Here is a 20,303-nt window from a genome sequence, read left to right as displayed (position 1 = left end):
GTGCGCTCCGATGCTTCCGGAGCTGCAAGCTGACGTTGCGTTTGTCGCCTTCGAAGATCCTGGGTGCCGGTTCGGACGCTCGTCGGCGGGCAGGGGCAAAGGCATTGTCTGAGCGGACGCGCGGTGCGTCACGGCTAAGCCTGAGCGTCTTCGTGTTTTGAAGCCCCGAGGAGGGCCTGCGCCTTGAGGACTTTGCTGCTGTCGTGACCGGGGGATTGCACAGGTTTGCTGCGGATCGTCCCGTCCGGATCGGCCCTCGCCCGGTCTGTCGTCACAAAACTGTATCAGACCTTAGTCTAAACCCCCTTGAGTGCTGCTCGTTGAACGGATCATAATCTTTGCACGCCTGTGCAAAAGGGTCCGAAGTGGCCTGGCCGGGGAGGAGAAAAATCGTGAGCGCCTTCCTTGAAGTCGTGAATGCCCGTGTTCTCTATGGGCAGAACGAGGTTCTCAAAGGAGTGAATCTCGCTGTCGAGAAGGGGGAGTTCGTGGCCCTCCTCGGTTCGTCAGGCTGCGGAAAGACAACTCTTTTGCGCAGCATTGCAGGCTTCAACACCCCGGCGTCCGGGGCCATCCGCGTCAATGGACATGACGTAACGCGATTGCCGCCCGACAAGCGGGGAATGGCCCTTGTCTTCCAATCCTATGCGCTCTGGCCGCATATGACCGTCGACCAGAATATCGGCTACGGGCTCAAGCTCCGGAAGATGCCGAAAGTCGCGATCGATGCACGGGTTACCGAGATCAAGAGGCTTCTGGGATTGGACGCGTTCGGCGCACGCAAGCCCGCGAACCTCTCCGGCGGACAGCGGCAGCGCGTGGCGCTCGGGCGGGCACTGGCGATCCAGCCGGACATCCTTCTGCTCGACGAGCCGTTGTCCAACCTCGATGCACGGATACGCTTGACCGTGCGTCATGAAATCAGCGCGCTGCAGCGGCGCCTCGGGATCACGGCCGTGCATGTCACGCACGACCGCGAGGAAGCCATGGTGATGGCCGACCGCATCGTCATTCTCAACAATGGCGAAATCGCGCAGGTCGGCACTCCCGAGGAGGTGTACAACCGCCCGGCATCCGATTTCGTGGCGGCCTTCATGGGGGCTGAGAACCTCGTCGAACTTTCGGCGGTGCTGCATGGCGACCGGATCGAGATCGCCGCAGGGGCGTTCAACACGGCCGCTGTGGTCTCCGCACGGGGGCGGGCTCTTTCCGGCCCGCTCAATGCCCGGTTCCGCGGGGAATCCGCCGAGCTGAGCGATGCCGAGAGCGCAATCCCGTCCCTCCGGGAGGAGGGGGCTCTGCGATTGACCGGCACCGTCGAGCAGACGAGTTATCCGGGTGGTCTCTGGCGTCACGTGATCGCTGTCGGTTCGGCGCATGTGATCGTCGATTCTCCCCGCAGTTTCGAGATCGGCAAGCGCGTCTCGGTTCGGATCCCGGAGGAGGCGCTCTTCCTGTACTCAAAACAATAGACCGGCGGATTTCAACCGCCGGCGAAGAGGACATGTGGGCACCTGGTGGCCCAAGGAGCATAATCATGAAGACTCAATTGATCGCTTCGATGCTGGCGGCCGGCATGCTCTGCACGCCGCTCTCCGCTGCGGAGCTGACCGTTCTCACGGCGGGCGACAAGAACATGGTCGACTATGTGAACGAGTATCTGGGGCCGCTCTTCGAGAAGGAGAACCCGGGCACCAAGGTTCGCGTGGTCGGCACAGGGCCGGGCGACGCCGGATCGCAGAAGATCCTCGAGCGTTTCGAGGCCCAAGGCAAGGCGGGCGTCGAGAAGTGGGATGCCGACGTTGCCGTGGTGCACGAGAAGTTCGTCGGACCCATGGTCGAGCAGAAGTTCCTCGAAGCCTATCGCAGCAGGATCCCGACGGGCTCCCTCGTGACGCGCGCGAACGCCAAGATCGCCCTCGGCACGAACGTGGACGGCTATGTCATGCCCATGTTCAACAGCCAGACGGCCCTTGCCTACAACCCGGCACTGGTTCCCAACCCGCCGAAAACCTACGACGAGATCGTGGAATTCGCCAAGAAGAACCCGAAGCAGTTCGGCTATAACGGGATCAAGGGCGGAGCCTCCGGCGTCAGCTTCGTCATGGGCTGGATCTATGCCTATGGCGGAGGCGATGCGCAGAAGCTCATGAATGGTCCCTTCGATCCGAACGAGGCCAAGAACTGGGACAAGGCCTTTGCGTCCCTCAAGGAATTCACCCGCAACGCCACCCTCACCCCGGGCAATGCCGGCACGCTGGACATGCTCAGCCGCGGCGAGATCGCCGTCGGTCCGGTCTGGGTCGACATGTTCTATTCCTGGAAGGCGAACGGCCAGCTCCCGCCGGAGATGAAGCTCGTTCTGCCCGCTCCCGGCATGCCCGGCCAGCCGATGCACTACGTCGTGCCGGCCAAGAGCGCGAACAAGGAGCTCGCCGAGAAATTCGTGGCCCTCGCCACGAGCCCGAAGGTGCAGGCCGAGGGAATCGTCAAGCGCTTCAACTGGTATCCGGGCATCGATGCCCAGCATGTTCAGGCGAATCTCGACAAGGAGACCTGGGCCAAGCTCTTCACGGATATCTCGCCCGAGGAGCTGGCCAAGTACGGCAAGCCGTTCCCGATCTCTCCCTACAACAGCGCGATCCTGGAAGCCTATGAGCGCCAAGTTGGAAACTAAGGTCAGTGACGCCTGGGGAAGCGAAACGCCTCCCCAGGCCCGCTCCGCCGATACATCGGGCATGGTGCAAGCCACCGGCTCGGCCGCGGAGAGCGGAGGATGGGCCATGCCCGTTCAGGCGATCGGCCTCCTGCTGGTTGCTCCGGCGCTGGCAGTCGTCGTTTTTCTTTTCATCGTTCCGCTCATCAGCTCCGTCACGGGCGCATTCGATGTCGGCGGAGCCCTCAGCCTCGGAAATTTCGCGAAGGCTTTCGAGCTGTACAGCGGCGACATGCTGTTCACGCTGGCCATCGTACTGCTGTCCTCGGCCCTGATCGCCCTTTTCTCCATCATGATCGGCGGCTACCTGACGCTCGGCTCCAATCCGCGCGCCGTCGCGATCCTGCGATGGATTTATCGATGGCCCCTGTTCATTCCGTTCATCGTCGTCGGTCAGATCCTGCGGACCTTCCTGGCCAAGAACGGACTGATGAACAACATCTTCATCGAACTCGGCCTGATGACGCCCCTGTCGGCCATGTCCTTCCTCGACTGGAGAGGCATCGTCATCGCCTTCGTGTGGAAGCAGACCCCGTTCGTCGCCCTGCTGCTCTCCGGAGCCATGGCCTCCATCGACCGCAGCACCATCGAGGCAGCGCGCAACCTGGGCGCCAATCGCCTGCGGATCCTCGTCGAGATCGTGCTGCCCCAGGTTCGCACGACGCTCCTGGTCGGTCTCATTCTCAGCTTCGTGACCATGATGTCGGTGCTGTCGGTTCCGCTCATGATCAATGCCCAGTCTCCCACCATGATCACTGCCAACATGGCTTTCCGCATCAATGCCTACAGGGATTACGGCGTGGCCAACGCGCTCGGGCTGATCTCGCTTCTGATGACGAGCGCCGTGGCGTGGATTTATCTGCGCCAGACCATGAGGGAGCATAGCCGATGAGCGCTTACCTCGACTGGAAATGGATTCCCCGGGGGATTGCGCTCGGTATCCTGGCCTTCATCATCTTCGGCCCGCTGGTCAATCTGCTCCTCTGGACCGTGACGGAACGCTGGTACTTCCCGCATGTTCTGCCGCTGAAATACGGGTTTTCCTTCTGGGCCAACGTGTTCTCGCCCCGCGGCAATGCGATGTCTTCGCTGGGAACGAGCATCTTCATCGCAATCCTCACGGTCGTCCTGTCGCTTGGGCTCGCCATTCCGGCGGGGTATGCCCTCGCGCGGCTCCGCCTGCCGTTCCGCGGCTTGATCCTGCTTGCCCTGCTCATCCCGCAAGCCTTTCCGAACCTGCCGGTCTACGTGAACATCGCGCGCATCTTCTATGAGTACAATCTCAACGGCACGATTCTCGGCGTGGTTCTCGTTCACGTGACCCATGGACTTGTCTATGCGGTCTGGATCGCGACGGCAGCGTTCTCGGCCATCGACAGGGAGCTGGAGGAGGCTGCCCGCTCCATGGGCGCAAGCGCCCTGCGCGGGTTCTGGGACGTCACGTTGCCGATCGCGGCGCCAGGGCTTCTGGCCAGCGCGATCTTCGTGTTCCTGGAATCCCTCGACGAGTTCACGGGAACCTATTTCGTGGGGGCTCCCGACGTCTCGACCCTGCCGCTTCTGCTCTACACCGCCGGCTCCGGCGGCAATTACCAGATCGCCTCCATCACGGCCTTGATCCTGCTGATCCCCTCGATCGCCTTCATGTTCGTCGTCGAGCGCTTCCTCCGGTCGGACGTGCTCTCCAAGGTTGGACACTGAGCGGGCCATGCGGGATTCGGACACGGAACCGGACGAGATCGAGCCGCGCTTCATCAGCGCCCACATGGTGGCGGAGCGCGCGGGCGTTTCACGCTCGGCCGTTTCCCGCGCCTTCACCCCGGGCGCGAGCATTGCGCCAGAAACCCGCAGGAAGGTGATGCGGGCGGCGGCGGAGCTGGGCTATCAGGTCAACGATCTGGCACGGGGGCTTCTCGCGAACCGCAGCCGCCTGGTCGGTCTCGTTGCCGCAGACCCCGCCAGTCCCTTCCGGACACTGCAGATCGCGGCCTTGTCCCGACGCCTGGTGGAGCGGGGAAGCGTTCCCGTTCTCATCCCCACGGGGCCCGGGGAGGATCAGGTGAAGGCTGCCCATTCGACGCTTCTGCGCTACAGGGCGGAGGCGACGATCGTTCTGTCCGGTATGCCGTCCTCGTCCCTTGTCGACCTGGCCCAGCGCAACGGTCAGCCCCTCATCATGATGGGCCGTACGGAGGACGGTCCCGATCACGTGCGGATCGACAATGCCGGCGCAGCCCGGATGGCCGTCGACGTGTTTCTTGCTCGCGGGTTGACGAAACTCGGCTTCGTGACGTCGGCGGTCGGCAGTCCCAACCTGATCGAGCGAGAGGAGGCGTTCGTCGAAGCGGCCCGGAAGCACGGCCTCGAGGTCAAAGTGCGGAGAGCCGCCTATACCGACTACGATGGTGGCCAAGCGGCCGCGTCATTGCTCCTGGGATCAGGCGATTGTGTCGAGGCGGTCTTCTGCGTCAACGATCTCATGGCTCTCGGGGTCATGGATTATGCCCGCGACGTGCTCAATCTATCTATCCCTGAGGATCTCTCGATCATCGGTTTCGACGGGATCCCACAAACCCGGTGGAGCGCCTATCGTCTGACCACGTTCCATCAGGACGAGGAAGCGCTGGCTGCCGAGACCATCAGGATCCTGGATCAGCGGCAGGCCGATCCCAAGGCCCCGCCCATCGTGTCGGTGCTCGAGGTGCCGCTGGTGTACCGGGGAAGCGTTCGATCGCTCAAAGGCAGCCTTTAACGAGGAGCTCCATGAAGACTGAGTATCATTCCATTTGGCTAATGCCCCGCCTTGAGCAGGAGAAGATGTTCTCGGAAATCGTTCAAGACTTGGCGAGACGTTTCGCCAGTCCGGTCTTCCAGCCTCACCTAACGCTGGTCGAGGACATGCCGAGAACCTGCGAGGAGCTCGAGCCGCTCCTGACGCAAGTGGCAGAGGGCGCAGCGTCCTTCGAGGCTGGCATCGAGACGATTGAGGAGAGCCCGCTCTATTACCGCTCGTTCTATGCTCGCTTTCCCGTCGTCGCGCCTCTCAGGACCATGAAGGAAAAGGCGGTGGCTGTCTTCGGGGTGGGGGATGTCGAAGCCTTCATGCCGCACATTTCCCTCGCCTATGGCGTTCCGGAGAGCAGCGAGAAGTCTCAGGCCATGGCGGTTCTCCACGGCAGAATGGCGGGCATGAACGTGCATTTCGATCGCGTTTGCATGGTTTCCTCTTCGCAGCATACCCCGATCGAGGAGTGGGGCATCCAACGCAGCATTGCCTTGCGCGGCTGAGCTACGGTCGTCGGGGATGCGGGCGCGCCTCACATCTCGCCGAAGTGACGGAGCATGCGGGCTGCGTCCGGCTCCCTGCCCGTGAAGAGGCGGAAGGCGTCGACAGCCTGGAAGACCGCCATGCCGCCGCCGGACATGGTGCGGCAGCCCCGTGCTCTCGCCTGGCGCAGCAGTTCCGTCTCCAGGGGGAAGTAAACGATATCCGCCACCCACAGGTCGGGACGCAGCAACTCCGCAGAAACGGCCATGCCGGGATATTTCGCCATTCCGAGCGGCGTCGTGTTGACCACGCCGTCGGCCCTCGCCAGAGCGGATGGGAGGCTTGCACGCGCGCAGGCGCGATCCGCGCCGAAGCGCCTGTTGAGGGCGGCTGCGAGATCCCGGGCGCGCTCCACATGGGTATCGATGAGAACAACCTCGCCAACGCCGAGGGTCAGCAGGGCATGCGCCACGGCCGCACCGGCACCGCCCGCGCCGAACTGAACCACGCGGTTCCTGCCGACATCGGATAGCTCGCGCTGGAAGCTCTCCGCAAATCCCGACCAGTCGGTGTTGTATCCGACGCGCCGGCCGCCCTTGAGCACGACGGTGTTCACCGCCCCGAGAGCCGCCGCATCGGGCGAGAGCTCGTCGAGAAGCGGGAGCACGGCCTGCTTGCAGGGATGGGTGATGTTGAGGCCCGCGAAGCCGAGACGCTCCGCCGCCGCGAGAATGTCCGCAAGCGCGCTCGTCCCGAGACCCAATGCCTCCAGATCGATCAGCTTGTAGACATAGCGCAGCCCTTGACGGGCTCCCTCGCGCTCATGAAGCCGGGGCGTCCGGGAGGCCTGAATGCCGGCGCCCACCAATCCGACGAGAACGGAAGGCCAAGACGACGGGTCGTCTTCGGAAGGCGCGCCCGTCATCGGGGTCGCTCATTCGCGGATGCTCCGGCGATCATGCCGAGCAGCGCGCTTACAGCAAGCGGATAGCCTTGCGGGCCGAGCCCGGCGATGACCGCTGTCGCGACCGGAGACACATAGGATCTGTGATAGATCGGCTCGCGCCGGTGAATGTTCGAGATGTGCAGCTCGATGATGGGACCAGGGAACATCTTGAGAGCATCCATGATCGCCATGGACGTGAACGTGAACGCCGCGGGATTGATGATGATCCCGCTGCCATCATCGATGGCCTCGTGAACCCAGTCGATGATCTCGTACTCGCGGTTCGACTGCCGGAAGATCAAATCCTGCTCCGGCGCGGCATCGCGGCACAGACCTTCGATCTCGGCCAGGGTCGTCCGCCCGTATATGGCGGGTTCGCGTGTTCCGAGCCGGTTCAGGTTGGGTCCGTTGAGAATGTAGATCGGCTTGTTCATCGGCATGGATCTTCCGAAATGGGGCGATTATCCCTGGTATCCGAACAGCCTCGGCAGCCACAGGACGGTCTCGGGCACGAAGGTGAGGATCGCAAGGGCAAGAAGCATGGCGCCCAGGAACGGGAGCGTATCGCGGACGATGTCGCGCAGCGGCGCTCCGGAGATGTTCGCCATGATGAACAACAGCAGTCCATAGGGAGGCGTGATCAGCCCGATCATGATGTTGACGACGACCACGACCCCGAAATGGACCAGATCGATGCCGAGCGCCTGAGCGGTCGGGATGAAGACCGGAACGACGATGAGGAGGATCGCCGTTCCCTCGAGCACGCAGCCGAGCGCCAGCAGGAGGAGGTTGACCAGGATCAGGAACCCGGTCGGGGAAAGATCCCAGGTGGAGAGAAGGGCCTTCACGCCATCGGGGATGTTCTCGACCGTGACCACATAGTTGAACACGAGCGATCCCGCGATCAGCATGCCGATCGAGGTCGTGGTCCGGGCGCTGACCGCGAGCGCGTTGTAGAAATCGCTCCAGCTCACGCTGCGATAGAGACCGGCCGAGATGACGAGCGCGTAGGCGGCGGCGACGGCCGCCGCTTCGGTCGGCGTCATGACGCCGCTGTAGATGCCGCCGAGCAGCACCACCGGCATCATCAGGGACGGGAAGGCGTCCCAGGTGATCCTCGGGATCTTGCGCAAGGGGACGGGCTTCTCGACGGGAAAGTTCCTGCGCTTGGCCGTCATGGCCACAATGGCCATCTGGCTGGCCGCCATCAGCAGACCCGGAACGACGCCGCCCAGGAAGAGGAAGCCGATGGAGGCGTCGGAGACCAGCGCATAGAGCACCATCGGAATGGACGGGGGAATGATCGGTCCGATCACCGAGGACACGGCCGTGACGGCGGCGGCATAGCTTGGCGTGTACCGGCCGCCGCGGGTCATCATCACCTGCATCATGCGTCCGGTGCCCGCAGCGTCCGCGATGGCGGAACCGGACATGCCGGCGAAGATGATGCTCTGCAGGATGTTGACATGGGCCAGTCCGCCCCGGAAGCGTCCGACCAGGGCGTTGCAGAACGTCATGAGCCGGTCGGTCATGCTGCCGATGTTCATGAATTCGGCGGCCAGGATGAACAGCGGCACAGAGAGGATGACGTAGTTGGAATACATGCCGTTCAGAAGCTGTTCGGCCGCCGTCCCCATATCCTGACCCGCGAGAAGCAGATACAGGATCGACCCGGCGATCATCGAATGGCCGATCGGCAGTCCCAGGAACGCGAGAATCGTGATCGCGACCAGCGCGAGCGAGAAGGGGCTTGCAAGGTTCATACGCCGGAACTCGCTCTCGTCGGATCGAACTCATCCGGCGCGACGCCGCGCATCGCCTGCCACGCGAGCCAGATGTAGCGGATGATCGTGGCCACCACGAAAAGGATGTAGATCGAGAACAGGAGGTCGAACCGGATCTTCAGATAGGCGGTCTTCTCGACCTTCATGAAGGCGACATAGTCCAGGACGGCCGGAAACGAGACGGCATAAAGTGCGATCAATGCCACGGCGGTGACGATGCACATGACCCGGCGGGGCCTCGGGCCAACAGCTCCGTAGATGATGTCGAAGCGAATCTCTTCACGCTCGGTGATGACGAAGGCCGCGCCCCACAGAACGAGCCAGACCCACAGGATGACGCTCACCTCGTGCGTCCATCCGATCGGCAGTCCGAAGACATAGCGGAAGACGATTTGGAGAATGAAAGCCAGGAACATCGCGGCCAGCATCGCGCAGGCCACGTTCTCGGCGCGACGCGCCAGCCAGGGGCCGATGGCTCGAAGGTGCGCGGGCATGACGAAGGTTCCCTTGTTGAGGCTTCCGGCCGCTGTTTGGACAATGGTGAAACGTCAACGGGATGCCGTCGGAACGCGGCGTTCCGACGGTCCCTGACGACGGGCGTCACATGGCGTTGATCTTGTCCAGCATCCCCGGTTCCCAGCTCTTGGCCAAGTCGGAGGAAAGGTACTTCTTCTGAGCGAACTCGCGGAAGGCCTTCTGGTCGGGCGTGTAAACGTCGAGGCCCTTCTCCTTGAAGAAGGTCGCAAGCTCGGCTTCCTTTTTCCGGTGCTCCTGCGTGCTCCACTCGATGGCCTTGTCGGCGGCCGCCTGAAACGCGGCCTGCTTCTCGGGGGACATGGCGTTCCAGACTTTGTTCGAAACGGCCAGGAGGTCGAAGCCGACGAGGTGCGATGTCAGCGCGATCTGCGACATCACCTCGTAGAACTTCATGTTCTCGACATTCGGCAGCGGATTGTCCTGTCCGTCGATGGCTCCGGTCTGGAGACCGGTATAGACCTCCGCATAGGCCATGGGCGTGGGATTCGCGCCGATCGACTGCCCCAGGAACTGCCAGGCATCGCCGCCCGGCATGCGCAGCTTGATGCCGGCGAGATCCTCGGGGGTGTTGATCTTCTTCTTCGGCTTCAGGCCCACGTGACGGGCGCCGAAATAAGTCGGCCCCAGGATGTGAATGCCCAGCTGGTCGGATGCCATCTTCTTGAGCTGCTGGCCGACATCGCTGGCGAACACCTTCTTCAGGTGGTCGGCATCCCGAAACAGGTAGGCGGAGGTCACGATGGACCAGGCCGGGATCTGATTGGAGATGTCCTGCGGGGCGATGTTGCCCATCTCCAGGTTGCCGCGCTGCATGGCGACGAGTTCGGTGCCCTGCTTGAACAGGGTGCCGCCGTAATAGGGCTGGAGGGTGAAGCCCTGCGCTTTGATGTCCTCCGCGAAGCGCTTCATCATCCCGGCCCGGATGTCCTGCTCCGAGAAGACGGCCGAGAAGCGTAGGTTCTGCGTGGTCTGGGCAGCGGCCGGTCCGCTCATGCTCCAAGCCAGGAAGGCCGCGCCGGCCGCGACGAGCAGGCGGCGATTGATCCTCTGTGACATGTGTTCCTCTCCTGAATGTGGCGCGCGTTTTTCATGCGTCTTATCGGGACTATCTTCTCTGATGATCGTCAAATCAATAGCTTTTTTCAAAATCATCTGATAATTTGACGATCATCATGTCACCAGGACGGGGTTCCATGGGGTGACAGGCGGGAACCTGAGGTGTTCGCGAGCGTGGCGGCATGAAGATCGAGTTGTTGGCAACGTCGATTGCGGACCTGGCCTATGACAGGATCCGGGCGGATATCGTATTCGGCCGCCTCAAACCTGCGAGCCGGCTCCGTCTCGATCGACTGGCGAAGGATTACGGCGCCAGCGTCAGCACCGTCCGGGAAATCCTGAGTCGCCTCTCCTCGGAGGGTCTGGTGATCGCCGAGGACCAGCGCGGCTTTCGGGTTGCCCCGGTTTCCCCTGCGGGACTGCGGGATGTCGCAGCGATGCGGCTCCTCCTCGAAACCTACGCGCTTCCTCTGTCCTTCGCCGCCGGCGACCTGGAATGGGAAAGCCGCGTGGTCGCCGCCCATCACAAGCTCGCCGTGATGGAACGGCGGATGCTGGCGGGCGAAACGGCCGGAACGGAACTCTGGAAGAGATACGATCGGGAGTTCCATCAATCGCTCATCGAGGCCTGCGGATCGCAGACCCTCCTCGATCTCTACGGGGGCGTCTTCGACCAGTATCTCCGCTATCAGATGGTGGCGCTCGTCTTCCGCGGCGAGATCGCCGCCGCAGAGCATAGACTCCTTCTCGAATGCGCCCTGAGCCGAAATGCCGAGCGGGCCTGCGACGTGCTCACCCGGCACGTGAACGGATGTGTGGACGACACATTGAGCAGCGGGGTCCTGCGATGACCACCGTTGTGACGACCCCGCAGCTTCAGGGAATCGGCGAGAATGCCTATCGCAGGATCCGGACGGACATCGTGTTCGGCCGTCTCGCTCCCGGCAGGAAGCTGAAGCTCGAGCAGCTGAAAGCGGATTACGGTGCGAGCGTCAGCACGCTCCGGGAGATCCTGAACCGTCTTTCGTCCGAGCGGCTCGTCGTCGCCGAAGGCCAGAGGGGCTTCGAGGTCGCCCCCGTCTCGATCGCGAACCTCAAGGAGATCGCCGCACTCCGGCAATTGCTGGAATGCCGCGCCCTGGAGCAATCCTTCCGCGTGGGCGACATGGAATGGGAGGGCCGTGTCGTTGCCGCCCACCATCGGTTGGCGCGCATGGAGGCGCGGATGGCCGAGGGGGACCGAAGTCATACGGAGGAGTGGAAGCAGTATGACTGGCAGTTCCATCAGGCGCTGATTTCCGCCTGCGGTTCGAGGATGCTGATCGACACCCATGCGGCGGTGTTCGACAAATACCTTCGCTACCAGATGATCGCCCTGAGCTATCGCGGGGACATCGCGGAGCAGGAGCATGCGCTTCTTCTGGAATGCGCCCTGAAAAGGGACGCGGCAAAGGCCGGCGAAGTCCTGACGCGCCACGTCGCGGGCGGGGTCGAGCACGCGCTCGCCACGGGAACGATCAAATAGCGGAGAAAGAGCGATCCTGACCGGCAACGCTCTTCCGAAACCTTGAGGGAACTGGGTCGACACGCATGCGCACTGCCATCGCCACCGTCTGTCTGAGCGGAACGCTGACCGAAAAGATCGAGGCCATCGCGGCCGCGCAGTTCAAGGGGGTCGAGATCTTCGAGAACGACCTTCTCTCCTTCAACGGCACGCCGGCCGATGCGCGGCGCATGATCGAGGGCCTCGGGCTCAAGACGATCACCTTCCAGCCGTTCCGCGATTTCGAGGGCATGCCCGAGCCGCAGCGGTCCAAGGTTTTCGCCCGTGCCGAGCGCAAGTTCGACGTGATGCAGGAACTCGGCTGCGATCTGTTGATGGTGTGCAGCAACGTCTCGCCTGATTCCCTAGGCGGTATCGAGCGCGCCGCGGCCGATTTTCACGAACTCGGTGAGCGCGCCGCGAAGCGCGGCATGCGCGTAGCCTTCGAGGCTCTCTCCTGGGGGCGCCATATTCACGATTACCGCGACTCCTGGGAGGTCGTGCGGCGGGCGAACCACCCTGCCGTCGGATTGGTGCTCGATTCCTTCCACATCCTCGCACGCGGAACCGATCTGTCGGCGATCCGCTCGATTCCCCCGGACAGGATCTTCCTGGTGCAGATGGCCGACGCGCCCAAGCTCGACATGGATTATCTCTCCTGGAGCCGGCATTATCGCTGCTTCCCGGGCCAGGGCGATCTGCCGGTCGACGACTTCATGCAGGCTCTCGGCGCGACGGGGTTCGACGGGCTGCTGTCTCTGGAGATCTTCAACGATCGCTTCCGCGCAGGCTCAGCCCGCAGCGTTGCCGTCGACGGGCAGCGATCTCTCATGGTCATGCTGGACGAGCTTCGCAGGCGAACCGAAACGTCCGTTCCCGGTCTGCCGGAGCTTCCGCCGAAAGCAACGTGCTCAGGCATCGAGTTCATCGAATTCGCCGTCGACGAGCGAAGTGCGGCCGGGTTCGAGCGCGTGCTGAGCGGGCTTGGATTCCGCAAAGCCGGCATGCACCGTTCGAAGGCAGTGACGCGCTGGCGGCAGGGTGACATCAACATCGTCGTGAACGCCGACAAGGAAGGGTTCGCTCATTCCTTCAACATCACGCACGGGACATCCGTGTGCGCCCTCGCGCTTCGCGTCGATGACGCGCCGGGGACGGTGAAGCGGGCCGTCGCCCTCCTCGATCAGCCCTTCCAGCAGCCGGTCGGCCCGGGGGAGATGAACATCCCGGCGGTCCGCGGACTCGGTGGGAGCCTTCTTTATTTCGTGGATCACGGGAGCGGTCTCGACCGGCTGTGGGATGTGGATTTCGCAGCCGTCGCAACGGAGGATTTCACGGGAGCCGGACTGATAAAGGTCGATCACGTGTCCCAGTCCATGCATTACGAGGAGATGCTGACCTGGCTTCTGTTCTACACGTCCCTTCTCGACGTCCGGAAGACGCCGGTTCAGACGGTGATCGATCCCGGCGGCGTGGTGCAGAGTCAGGCTATCGAAACCGGCGACGGAGCATTGCGCCTGATCCTCAATGCATCGCAAAGCCAACGCACGCTGTCGTCCCGCTTCCTGAGCGAGCTTTTCGGCTCGGGCGTCCAGCATATCGCGCTTGCAACCGACGACATCTTCGCGACCGTCGCCGCCCTCGAGGCCCATGGCGTCGACCTCCTGCCCATCCCGGAGAATTACTATGACGATCTCGAGGTGAGAACCGATCTCTCCGCCGAGGAGGTGGAGCGGCTTCGGGCGTCCCATATTCTCTATGACCGGGAGGGGGGCGCCGAGTACTTTCAGGTCTATACCAAGACCATGGAGGGCGGCTTCTTCTTCGAAATCGTCGAGCGGCGCGCCTACCAGGGCTATGGCGCCGTCAATGCGCCGATCCGACTCGCCTCGCAGACGCGCTTGGCATCCGCTGCAGGTCCCTCCGGGCTGTGAGGGTCTCCCGGGAGGCATGAAGCGATCTGCCACGACGCTCGCCGGGCCTTGCCGTATACAGCCTGGCTCCCGCACCCGAAGATAAAGCCAAGCCAAAGGTCCGGAGCGGCAACAGGGGGCTCCGACCCTGCCGTCAGGCATTGACGGGCCGCAATGTCGTTCTTAAATTATAGTCCAGAATGGAGTATTCCAGTTTGGACACAAAAACGCTGTGCCTGGCTGTCCTGTCGATGGGCGATGCCTCCGGCTACGAGATCAAGAAGCGCGTCGAGGAGGTTTTCTCACGCTTCATGGATGTCGCCCCGAGCGGGATTTATGCCGCCTTGAAGCTCCTTGAGCGGGAAGGCTTCGTGTCCGCACGGGTGGTCGTCCAGGACGGACGGCCCAACAAGACCGTCTATACCCTGCTCGAACGGGGCCGCACCGTGCTGGCCGCTTCGCTCCAGGCTTCCGAGGGGCGGCACAAGATCCGCTCCGAACTCGTCACGCTCCTGATGTTCGCCGATCTGCTTCCCCCCGCGAAACTGCGCGATGTCCTTGCTCATCGGATCGCGGAACTCGAACAAATCAAGGCCGAGACGGAAGCCGCCACGGGGGTCTGCCGCCCGGGGCATCGTTTCCTGGTGCGCATGGGGATGGAGCTGGCCGATGCGGAGCTCGCGTTCCTGCGCAGGAACGTTCCCGGTTTCCTGGACGAGCTCGGCCGCAGCCAGAACCGTCAAGACAGGAAAACATCCGACGATCTCGTCGGGTCTGATCTCTGAGGGCATAGCCGTGAAGAAGAAAGTCACCTTCGCGCTCGCCGCGATCGGCATCGTTGCTCTCGGGGTCGGGGGCGCCCGCACCATGAAGGGCGATACCGCCCAGGCCGTGATCCAGCCGAGCGCGCCTGCCGTCACCGAGCTCGCCGCGAGCGAGACGTTCGCCGTGCGTGCGACCGATCTGCACTTCACCGTGCCGCTTGCCGGAACCTTGCGTCCCATCGACCAGACGACGCTGAAGTCCGAGGTGGCCGCGAAGGTGTCCGACGTTCTGGTGCAGGAGGGTCAACCGGTGAAGAAGGGTGACGTTCTCGTGCGCCTCGACACCGAGGACCTGACCTCGCGCCTGAACGAGCGCGTGGCGAACCTGGAATCCTCCAAGGCCCAGCTCGCGCTGGCGGAGAAGAACCGCTCGATGAAGCTCAGCCTGCAGCAGAAGGGCTATGCGGCGCAGGCTGCGGTGGACGAGGTCGAGAGCGCCTATCGCACCGCGCAGGCGAGCGTGCGTGCCATGCAGGCGCAGGTCGATCTGGCCCGCAAGGCGCTCGAGGATGCTGTCGTCAGGGCTCCCATGGATGGTTTCGTGTCGGAGCGTGCGGTCAATCCGGGCGACAAGGTCCCGGTGGACGGAAAGCTCCTCGTCATCATCGATCTGTCGCGGCTCGAGATCGAGGCTCCGGTGCCCACGAACGAGATCGCGCGCGTGGCTGTCGGGCAGAAGGCGCTGTTCCGTGTGCCGGGTCTCGAAGGGCGCGAGTTCACGGGCCGCGTCGAGCGGATCAATCCCACAACGAAGACGGGCTCGCGCTCGATCCCGGTCTACATTCGGGTCGAGAACGGCGACACGATCCTGCGCGGCGGCATGTTCGCCTCCGGCGACATCGTGGTGCGCGAGGTGCGGGATGCTGTCGCGGTTCCGCCGGAGGCGGTCCGTGGCGACCGAGGCCGCCGCTACGTTCTTAAGATCGACGGCGAGACGATCGCCCGGCAGCCGGTCGAGGTCTCGCAGGACGCCACGGCCAATTTGGTCGCCGTGACGTCGGGCCTTGGGGCGGGCGACATCATCGTGAGCGCCCCGTCCATCACTCTTGAACCGGGCACGCCGGTCCGGATCGGCAGTCGTTGAGATGTTCCTGACTCGCATCAGCATCAACAATCCGGTGTTCGCCACCATGATGATGGTGGCGATCCTCGTGGTCGGGTTGTTCTCCTATCAGCGCCTCGGCGTGGATCAGTTCCCCGACGTGGACATTCCGACCGTGGTGGTGACCGCCACCTATCCAGGAGCGTCGCCGGAGGCGGTGGAAAGCGACGTCACGCGCAAGATCGAGGATGCCGTCAACACGATCAGCGGCCTTGACACGCTCACCTCGCGCTCCGTCGAGGGACGCTCCATCGTGATCGCGCAGTTCACGCTCGACACCCTCGCCGCCGTCGCGGTGCAGGATGTGCGTGAGAAGGTGGCGGGCATCCGCGGCCAGCTGCGCGACGAGGTCGACGACCCGACCGTCACCCGGTTCGATCCCGACAGCGCTCCCATCGTGTCGATCGCCGTGGAATCGCCTTCGCGGTCCCTGCGCGAGCTGACGACGCTCGCCGACGAGATCGTTCTCAAGCGCATCCAGACCGTGCGCGGCGTGGGCAGCGCCACCATTGTGGGCGGCGTGAAGCGCCAGGTCGAGGTGCGGCTGAAGCCCGACCGCATGCAGGCGCTCGCCATCGGAGTGGATCAGGTGGTGGCGACGATCCGCTCCGAGAACCAGGATCTTCCGGCCGGCAACGTGACCCGCGGGCGCGAGGACAAGGTCGTGCAGATCGAGGGATCGGTGAAGGAACCGCGCGAGATCGGCAGCTTCATCGTCGCCCAGCGCGGCGGCTCGCCCGTGCGCCTGTCCGAAGTCGCCGATGTGATCGACGGTCAGGAGGAAAAGACGAGCCTCGCGCTCTACAACGGCAAGCCCGCTCTCGCGGTGGACGTGGTGAAGGTGCAGGGCGCCAACACGATCGAGGTGGCCGACGGTGTGTTCCGCGCCGTGAGCGAACTCAAGAGCTCCCTGCCGTCCGATGTGGCTTTGTCCGTCGTGAAGGACTCGTCGAAGGGCATCCGCAGCTCGGTCGAGAACGTCAGGCACACGATGCTCGAAGGCGCGGCTTTGACCGTGGCCATCGTGTTCCTGTTCCTGCACTCGTGGCGCTCGACGGTGATCACCGGCCTCACGCTGCCGATCTCGGTGATCGGAACCTTCGCGGCGCTGGCCTTTATGGGTTTCACCCTGAACACCATGACCCTGATGGCGCTCTCGCTCGCGATCGGCATCCTGATCGACGATGCCATCGTGGTCCGCGAGAACATTGCCCGTCATCTTGAGATGGGCGCCGGCCATTTCGAGGCGGCTCTCAAGGGCACGCAGGAGATCGGCCTCGCCGTGATGGCCACCACACTTGCCATCGTGGCCGTGTTCGCGCCCGTGGCCTTCATGGGCGGCATCATCGGCAAGTTCTTCTACCAGTTCGGCATCACCGTCTCGGTCGCGGTGCTGATCTCGCTGTTCGTCTCGTTCACGCTCGATCCGATGCTGTCGAGCGTCTGGCACGATCCGTCGATCGGCCGGAAGCCGCGCGGCCTTTTCGGCCGGATCGCGCGCCTGTCCGATACGCTGACGGCGGGAATCCTCGCCGTATACCGCCCGCTGCTGCGGTTCAGCCTACGGCGTCGGTGGGTCGTGATGGTGGCGGCCATCGGCATCTTCGCGGGCAGTTTCGCGCTCGTGCCGCTGATCGGCATCGAGTTCGTGCCCTCCGCCGACATGGGCGAGATGACCGTGAAGGTGACGGCTCCCGTCGGCTCGTCCCTGGATTACACGCAGACCAAAGCCCGCCAGGCGGAAGCCGCCATCAAGGAATTTCCGGAAGTCGACTTCACCTACACGGCGATCAACAGCGGCCAGGCCGCCGGCAGGAACGAGGCGAGCGTGGCGATCGCCCTCAAGCCGATCGCGGAGCGGACCCGTTCAGCGACGCAGCTCGTCGACGTGATGCGCGAACGCCTCAAGGCCATTCCGGGCATCGACCTCGCGGTGAGCCTGCCCGGCGTCGGCGACGGCAAGCCGGTGCAGGTCTCGATCCAGGGCCCGAATCTCGACGAGCTTGCCCGCATCGCACAGGAGACCGCCGCGATCATCGCGAAGGTTCCCGGCGTGGTCGATATGGAGTCGAGCCTCAAGGCGGCCCGCCCGACCATCGCGGTCAGTCTCGACCGCGAGCTGGCGAGCGATCTCGGCATCAGCCTGCAGCAGGTGTCCGACACCCTCCGGCCTCTGCTCTCCGGCGAGGACGCCTCGAGCTACCGTGCGCCCAATGGCGAGAACTACGACGTCAATGTGCGCCTACCCGAGACGGGACGCGAGTCGCGCGAGGACCTGTCGCGACTCTATCTCGCCAGCAAGCTGACGAACGAGGACGGCACGCCGCGCATGGTGGCCCTGCGCGAGGTGGCGAAGCTGGAGCCGGGCGTCGGCCCGTCCCAGATCAACCGCCGTGATCTCGCCCGCGAGGTGCAGATCACCGCCAATGTCAGCGGCCGCGCCGCCGGCGACGTGACGCGGGAGATCGGCGCCGCCCTCAAGGAGATGAAGCTGCCCGCAGGCTATCAATTCGTGTCGGGCGGCTCGGCGAAGAACATCGAGGAGACCTCCGGCTATGCCGGCTCGGCGCTGCTTCTGGCCGTGGTCTTCATCTACATCATCCTGGCGTCGCAGTTCGGCAGCTTCCTTCAGCCGCTCGCGATCATGGCATCCCTGCCGCTGTCGCTCGTCGGCGTGTTCCTGGGCCTCCTGGCCTGGGGCTCCACCCTCAACATGATGTCGGCCATCGGCTTCATCATGCTGATGGGACTGGTAGTGAAAAACGCGATCCTGCTCGTCGATTTCGTCAATCAGGCGCGCGGGCGCGGCATGGAGCGCTCCGCCGCGATCATGAAGGCGGCCGAGGTGCGTCTGCGGCCCATCCTGATGACCACGCTGGCGATGATCTTCGGCATGATTCCCATGGCGCTCGGGCTAGGGGAGGGCGGCGCGCAGCGCGCCGGCATGGCCCATGCGGTGATCGGCGGCCTGATCAGCTCCACCGTGCTGACCCTCGTGGTGGTTCCGGTCGCGCTCACCCTGCTGGAGGACATGGCCGGGAAGATGGGGTTCGGGCGGAAAGCCCCTGCGCCTCATGGCGAGGAGCGCGCCGCGCAGGCGTTGCAGGCGGCCGAATAGCTGAAACCGCAGGACGACAGAATGGGGCGCAGCAGCGCCCCTTTCTCCATGCATTTGAAGATTCGGCTCGCAGAGAGGCAACTTGCGCCGCCTGATCCGGCGAGGATCTTACGCGCGCTCCTCCCAGAGCTTGGCGAGCTCGATGATGGTCTGCACCGCCTTTTCCATGTCCTGGCTGCTGACGAATTCCAGCGGGGAATGGAAGGCATGACCGCCGGCGAAGATATTGGCGCAGGGCAATCCCATGAAGGACAGGCGCGAGCCGTCCGTGCCGCCCCGGATGCTCCCGCGCAGCGGTGTCATGCCGGCCCGTCTGACCGCCTCCAAGGCATGCTCGACGATCTCGGGATGCCGGTCGAGCACCACCTTCATGTTGCGGTACTGCTCCTTCACCGTGAAGGAGCAGCTTGAGCCCGGATAATCGTCCATCACCTCCCGGGTGATCGTTTCGAGCAGTCGTGCCTTCTCCTTCAGGCCGTCCTCCGTGAAGTCGCGGAGGATGAAGCTCAGGTGGGCCTTTTCCATGACGCCCGACACGCCGGTCGGATGGATGAACCCGTCGCGGCCTTTTGTCGTCTCGGGCGCCATATCTTTCGGCAGACGATCGATGATGGCGCCGGCGATCCTGATGGCGTTCTCCATCTTGCCGTAGGCGAAGCCCGGGTGGATCGCCACGCCCTTGATGGCGATCTCCACCGCGTCGGCGGAGAAGGTTTCGTCCTCGACCGTGCCGGCCGTCTCGCCATCCATGGTGTAGCCGAAGGCGGCCCCGAGCTTGGCGAGGTCGACCTTGTCGACGCCGCGGCCGATCTCCTCGTCGGTGGTGAAGAGGATGCGGATCGTGCCGTGCCGGATCTCCGGGTTGTTGATCAGGATCTCGGCCGCCGCCATGATTTCGGCGATGCCCGCCTTGTCGTCGGCACCCAGCAGCGTCGTGCCATCCGACGTGACGATGTCGTGGCCGATCATGGTCTCCAGAACGGGGTGGTCCGCAACCCGAATGATCTGGCTCGGGTCGCCGGGAAGCCGGATGTCGCCGCCCCGGTAGTTCCTCACGATCTGCGGCTTGACATCGGTGCCGCTGAAGTCCGGCGCGGTGTCCATGTGGGCGCAGAAGCAGATGACGGGAACGTTGGGCTTGGGCGTATTCGATGGAATCGTCGCATAGACGTAGCCGTGCTCGTCGAGATGGGCGTCGGAGACGCCGATCGCGAGAAGTTCCTCGACCAGCAGACGGCCGAGGTTCTTCTGCTTCTCGGTCGAGGGCTGGGTCGCGGACGCCGCGTCGGACTGGGTGTCGATGACGACGTAACGGAGAAAACGATCGGTAACGCTAGCGGCCATGGGCTCGATCCAAGTTGCGCAAGAGAATGACGGAAGAGAACGACAGACTTGTATCCGGACGGCGCCGTCTCGGGAATACTCCCCCGCACCCCTTATCCTCCGGACCGCGATCCATGGGCCAGACCGGTTGCTCCGGCGGCGGCTTGGGCGCT

Annotated in this window: 18 protein-coding genes; 12 read left to right on the top strand and 6 right to left on the bottom strand. The window is 63.8% G+C overall.

From position 1 onward, the window contains the following. Positions 1-392: 392 nt before the first annotated feature. The 6 genes from E4K09_RS22955 (at position 393) to E4K09_RS22930 (ending at position 6,004) form a co-directional block, all read left to right on the top strand. Positions 393-1,472 (top strand): ABC transporter ATP-binding protein, encoded by a 1,080-nt coding sequence (locus E4K09_RS22955; protein WP_134500012.1) that lies wholly within the window; start codon positions 393-395, stop codon positions 1,470-1,472. A 65-nt stretch (positions 1,473-1,537) separates the two neighbouring features. Continuing rightward, a complete protein-coding gene (locus E4K09_RS22950; RefSeq protein ID WP_134500011.1) occupies positions 1,538-2,677 on the top strand; it encodes an ABC transporter substrate-binding protein in 1,140 nt (379 codons plus the stop codon). Between the two features lie 106 nt (positions 2,678-2,783). Next, complete coding sequence (locus tag E4K09_RS22945; RefSeq protein WP_134500132.1) at positions 2,784-3,608, top strand: ABC transporter permease; 825 nt, start codon at positions 2,784-2,786, stop codon at positions 3,606-3,608. After that, the gene (locus tag E4K09_RS22940) at positions 3,605-4,417 is read left to right on the top strand and encodes an ABC transporter permease (RefSeq protein WP_134500010.1); all 813 of its coding nucleotides are present in this window, start codon (positions 3,605-3,607) and stop codon (positions 4,415-4,417) included. Before E4K09_RS22945 ends, E4K09_RS22940 begins: the two co-directional genes overlap by 4 nt. Before the next feature lie 7 nt (positions 4,418-4,424). Then, entirely contained in the window at positions 4,425-5,468 is a 1,044-nt protein-coding gene (locus tag E4K09_RS22935) for a LacI family DNA-binding transcriptional regulator (protein WP_134500009.1), read from the top strand. Between the two features lie 11 nt (positions 5,469-5,479). Then, positions 5,480-6,004, top strand: coding sequence for a 2'-5' RNA ligase family protein (locus tag E4K09_RS22930; protein WP_134500008.1), 525 nt, complete (start codon positions 5,480-5,482; stop codon positions 6,002-6,004). Between the two features lie 29 nt (positions 6,005-6,033). On the opposite strand, the gene E4K09_RS22925 is transcribed toward E4K09_RS22930, so the two are convergent. The 5 genes from E4K09_RS22925 to dctP all read right to left on the bottom strand — a co-directional run bounded on the left by E4K09_RS22925 (position 6,034) and on the right by dctP (position 10,307). Beyond that, complete coding sequence (locus E4K09_RS22925) at positions 6,034-6,909, bottom strand: shikimate dehydrogenase (RefSeq protein WP_134500007.1); 876 nt, start codon at positions 6,907-6,909, stop codon at positions 6,034-6,036. Further along, positions 6,906-7,364, bottom strand: a complete 459-nt coding sequence (locus tag E4K09_RS22920; RefSeq protein ID WP_134500131.1) for a type II 3-dehydroquinate dehydratase — start codon at positions 7,362-7,364, stop codon at positions 6,906-6,908. The genes E4K09_RS22925 and E4K09_RS22920 overlap by 4 nt, the downstream gene beginning before the upstream one ends. Before the next feature lie 27 nt (positions 7,365-7,391). Further along, a complete protein-coding gene (locus E4K09_RS22915; RefSeq protein ID WP_134500006.1) occupies positions 7,392-8,693 on the bottom strand; it encodes a TRAP transporter large permease in 1,302 nt (433 codons plus the stop codon). Next, positions 8,690-9,208, bottom strand: a complete 519-nt coding sequence (locus tag E4K09_RS22910; RefSeq protein ID WP_134500005.1) for a TRAP transporter small permease — start codon at positions 9,206-9,208, stop codon at positions 8,690-8,692. Before E4K09_RS22910 ends, E4K09_RS22915 begins: the two co-directional genes overlap by 4 nt. Before the next feature lie 106 nt (positions 9,209-9,314). Further along, positions 9,315-10,307, bottom strand: coding sequence for a TRAP transporter substrate-binding protein DctP (dctP, locus tag E4K09_RS22905; protein ID WP_134500004.1), 993 nt, complete (start codon positions 10,305-10,307; stop codon positions 9,315-9,317). A 182-nt stretch (positions 10,308-10,489) separates the two neighbouring features. On the opposite strand from dctP, the gene E4K09_RS22900 reads away from it, so the two are divergent. From E4K09_RS22900 to E4K09_RS22875, 6 genes are all read left to right on the top strand, one after another. Then, entirely contained in the window at positions 10,490-11,158 is a 669-nt protein-coding gene (locus tag E4K09_RS22900) for a GntR family transcriptional regulator (protein WP_134500003.1), read from the top strand. Beyond that, complete coding sequence (locus tag E4K09_RS22895) at positions 11,155-11,832, top strand: GntR family transcriptional regulator (protein WP_134500002.1); 678 nt, start codon at positions 11,155-11,157, stop codon at positions 11,830-11,832. The genes E4K09_RS22900 and E4K09_RS22895 overlap by 4 nt, the downstream gene beginning before the upstream one ends. A 65-nt stretch (positions 11,833-11,897) precedes the next feature. Further along, positions 11,898-13,784 (top strand): bifunctional sugar phosphate isomerase/epimerase/4-hydroxyphenylpyruvate dioxygenase family protein, encoded by a 1,887-nt coding sequence (locus E4K09_RS22890; RefSeq protein ID WP_134500001.1) that lies wholly within the window; start codon positions 11,898-11,900, stop codon positions 13,782-13,784. A 194-nt stretch (positions 13,785-13,978) separates the two neighbouring features. Continuing rightward, positions 13,979-14,548 carry a PadR family transcriptional regulator gene (locus E4K09_RS22885; RefSeq protein ID WP_166802461.1) on the top strand — a complete coding sequence of 190 codons (570 nt, stop codon included), beginning with the start codon at positions 13,979-13,981 and terminating at the stop codon, positions 14,546-14,548. A gap of 10 nt (positions 14,549-14,558) precedes the next feature. Further along, complete coding sequence (locus E4K09_RS22880) at positions 14,559-15,671, top strand: efflux RND transporter periplasmic adaptor subunit (RefSeq protein WP_166802460.1); 1,113 nt, start codon at positions 14,559-14,561, stop codon at positions 15,669-15,671. 1 nt (position 15,672) lies between these two features. After that, on the top strand, positions 15,673-18,807 hold the full coding sequence (locus tag E4K09_RS22875; protein WP_134499998.1) for an efflux RND transporter permease subunit: 3,135 nt from the start codon (positions 15,673-15,675) through the stop codon (positions 18,805-18,807). A 108-nt stretch (positions 18,808-18,915) separates the two neighbouring features. Here E4K09_RS22875 and pepT read toward each other — a convergent pair whose 3' ends face one another. Continuing rightward, a complete protein-coding gene (gene pepT, locus E4K09_RS22870; protein ID WP_134499997.1) occupies positions 18,916-20,151 on the bottom strand; it encodes a peptidase T in 1,236 nt (411 codons plus the stop codon). Positions 20,152-20,303 lie beyond the last annotated feature (152 nt).

Source organism: Microvirga pakistanensis, assembly GCF_004458765.1.
GTDB lineage: Bacteria > Pseudomonadota > Alphaproteobacteria > Rhizobiales > Beijerinckiaceae > Microvirga > Microvirga pakistanensis.
The sequence above is the reverse complement of the archived record's forward strand: the minus strand, read 5'-3'. Positions and strand labels throughout refer to the sequence as shown.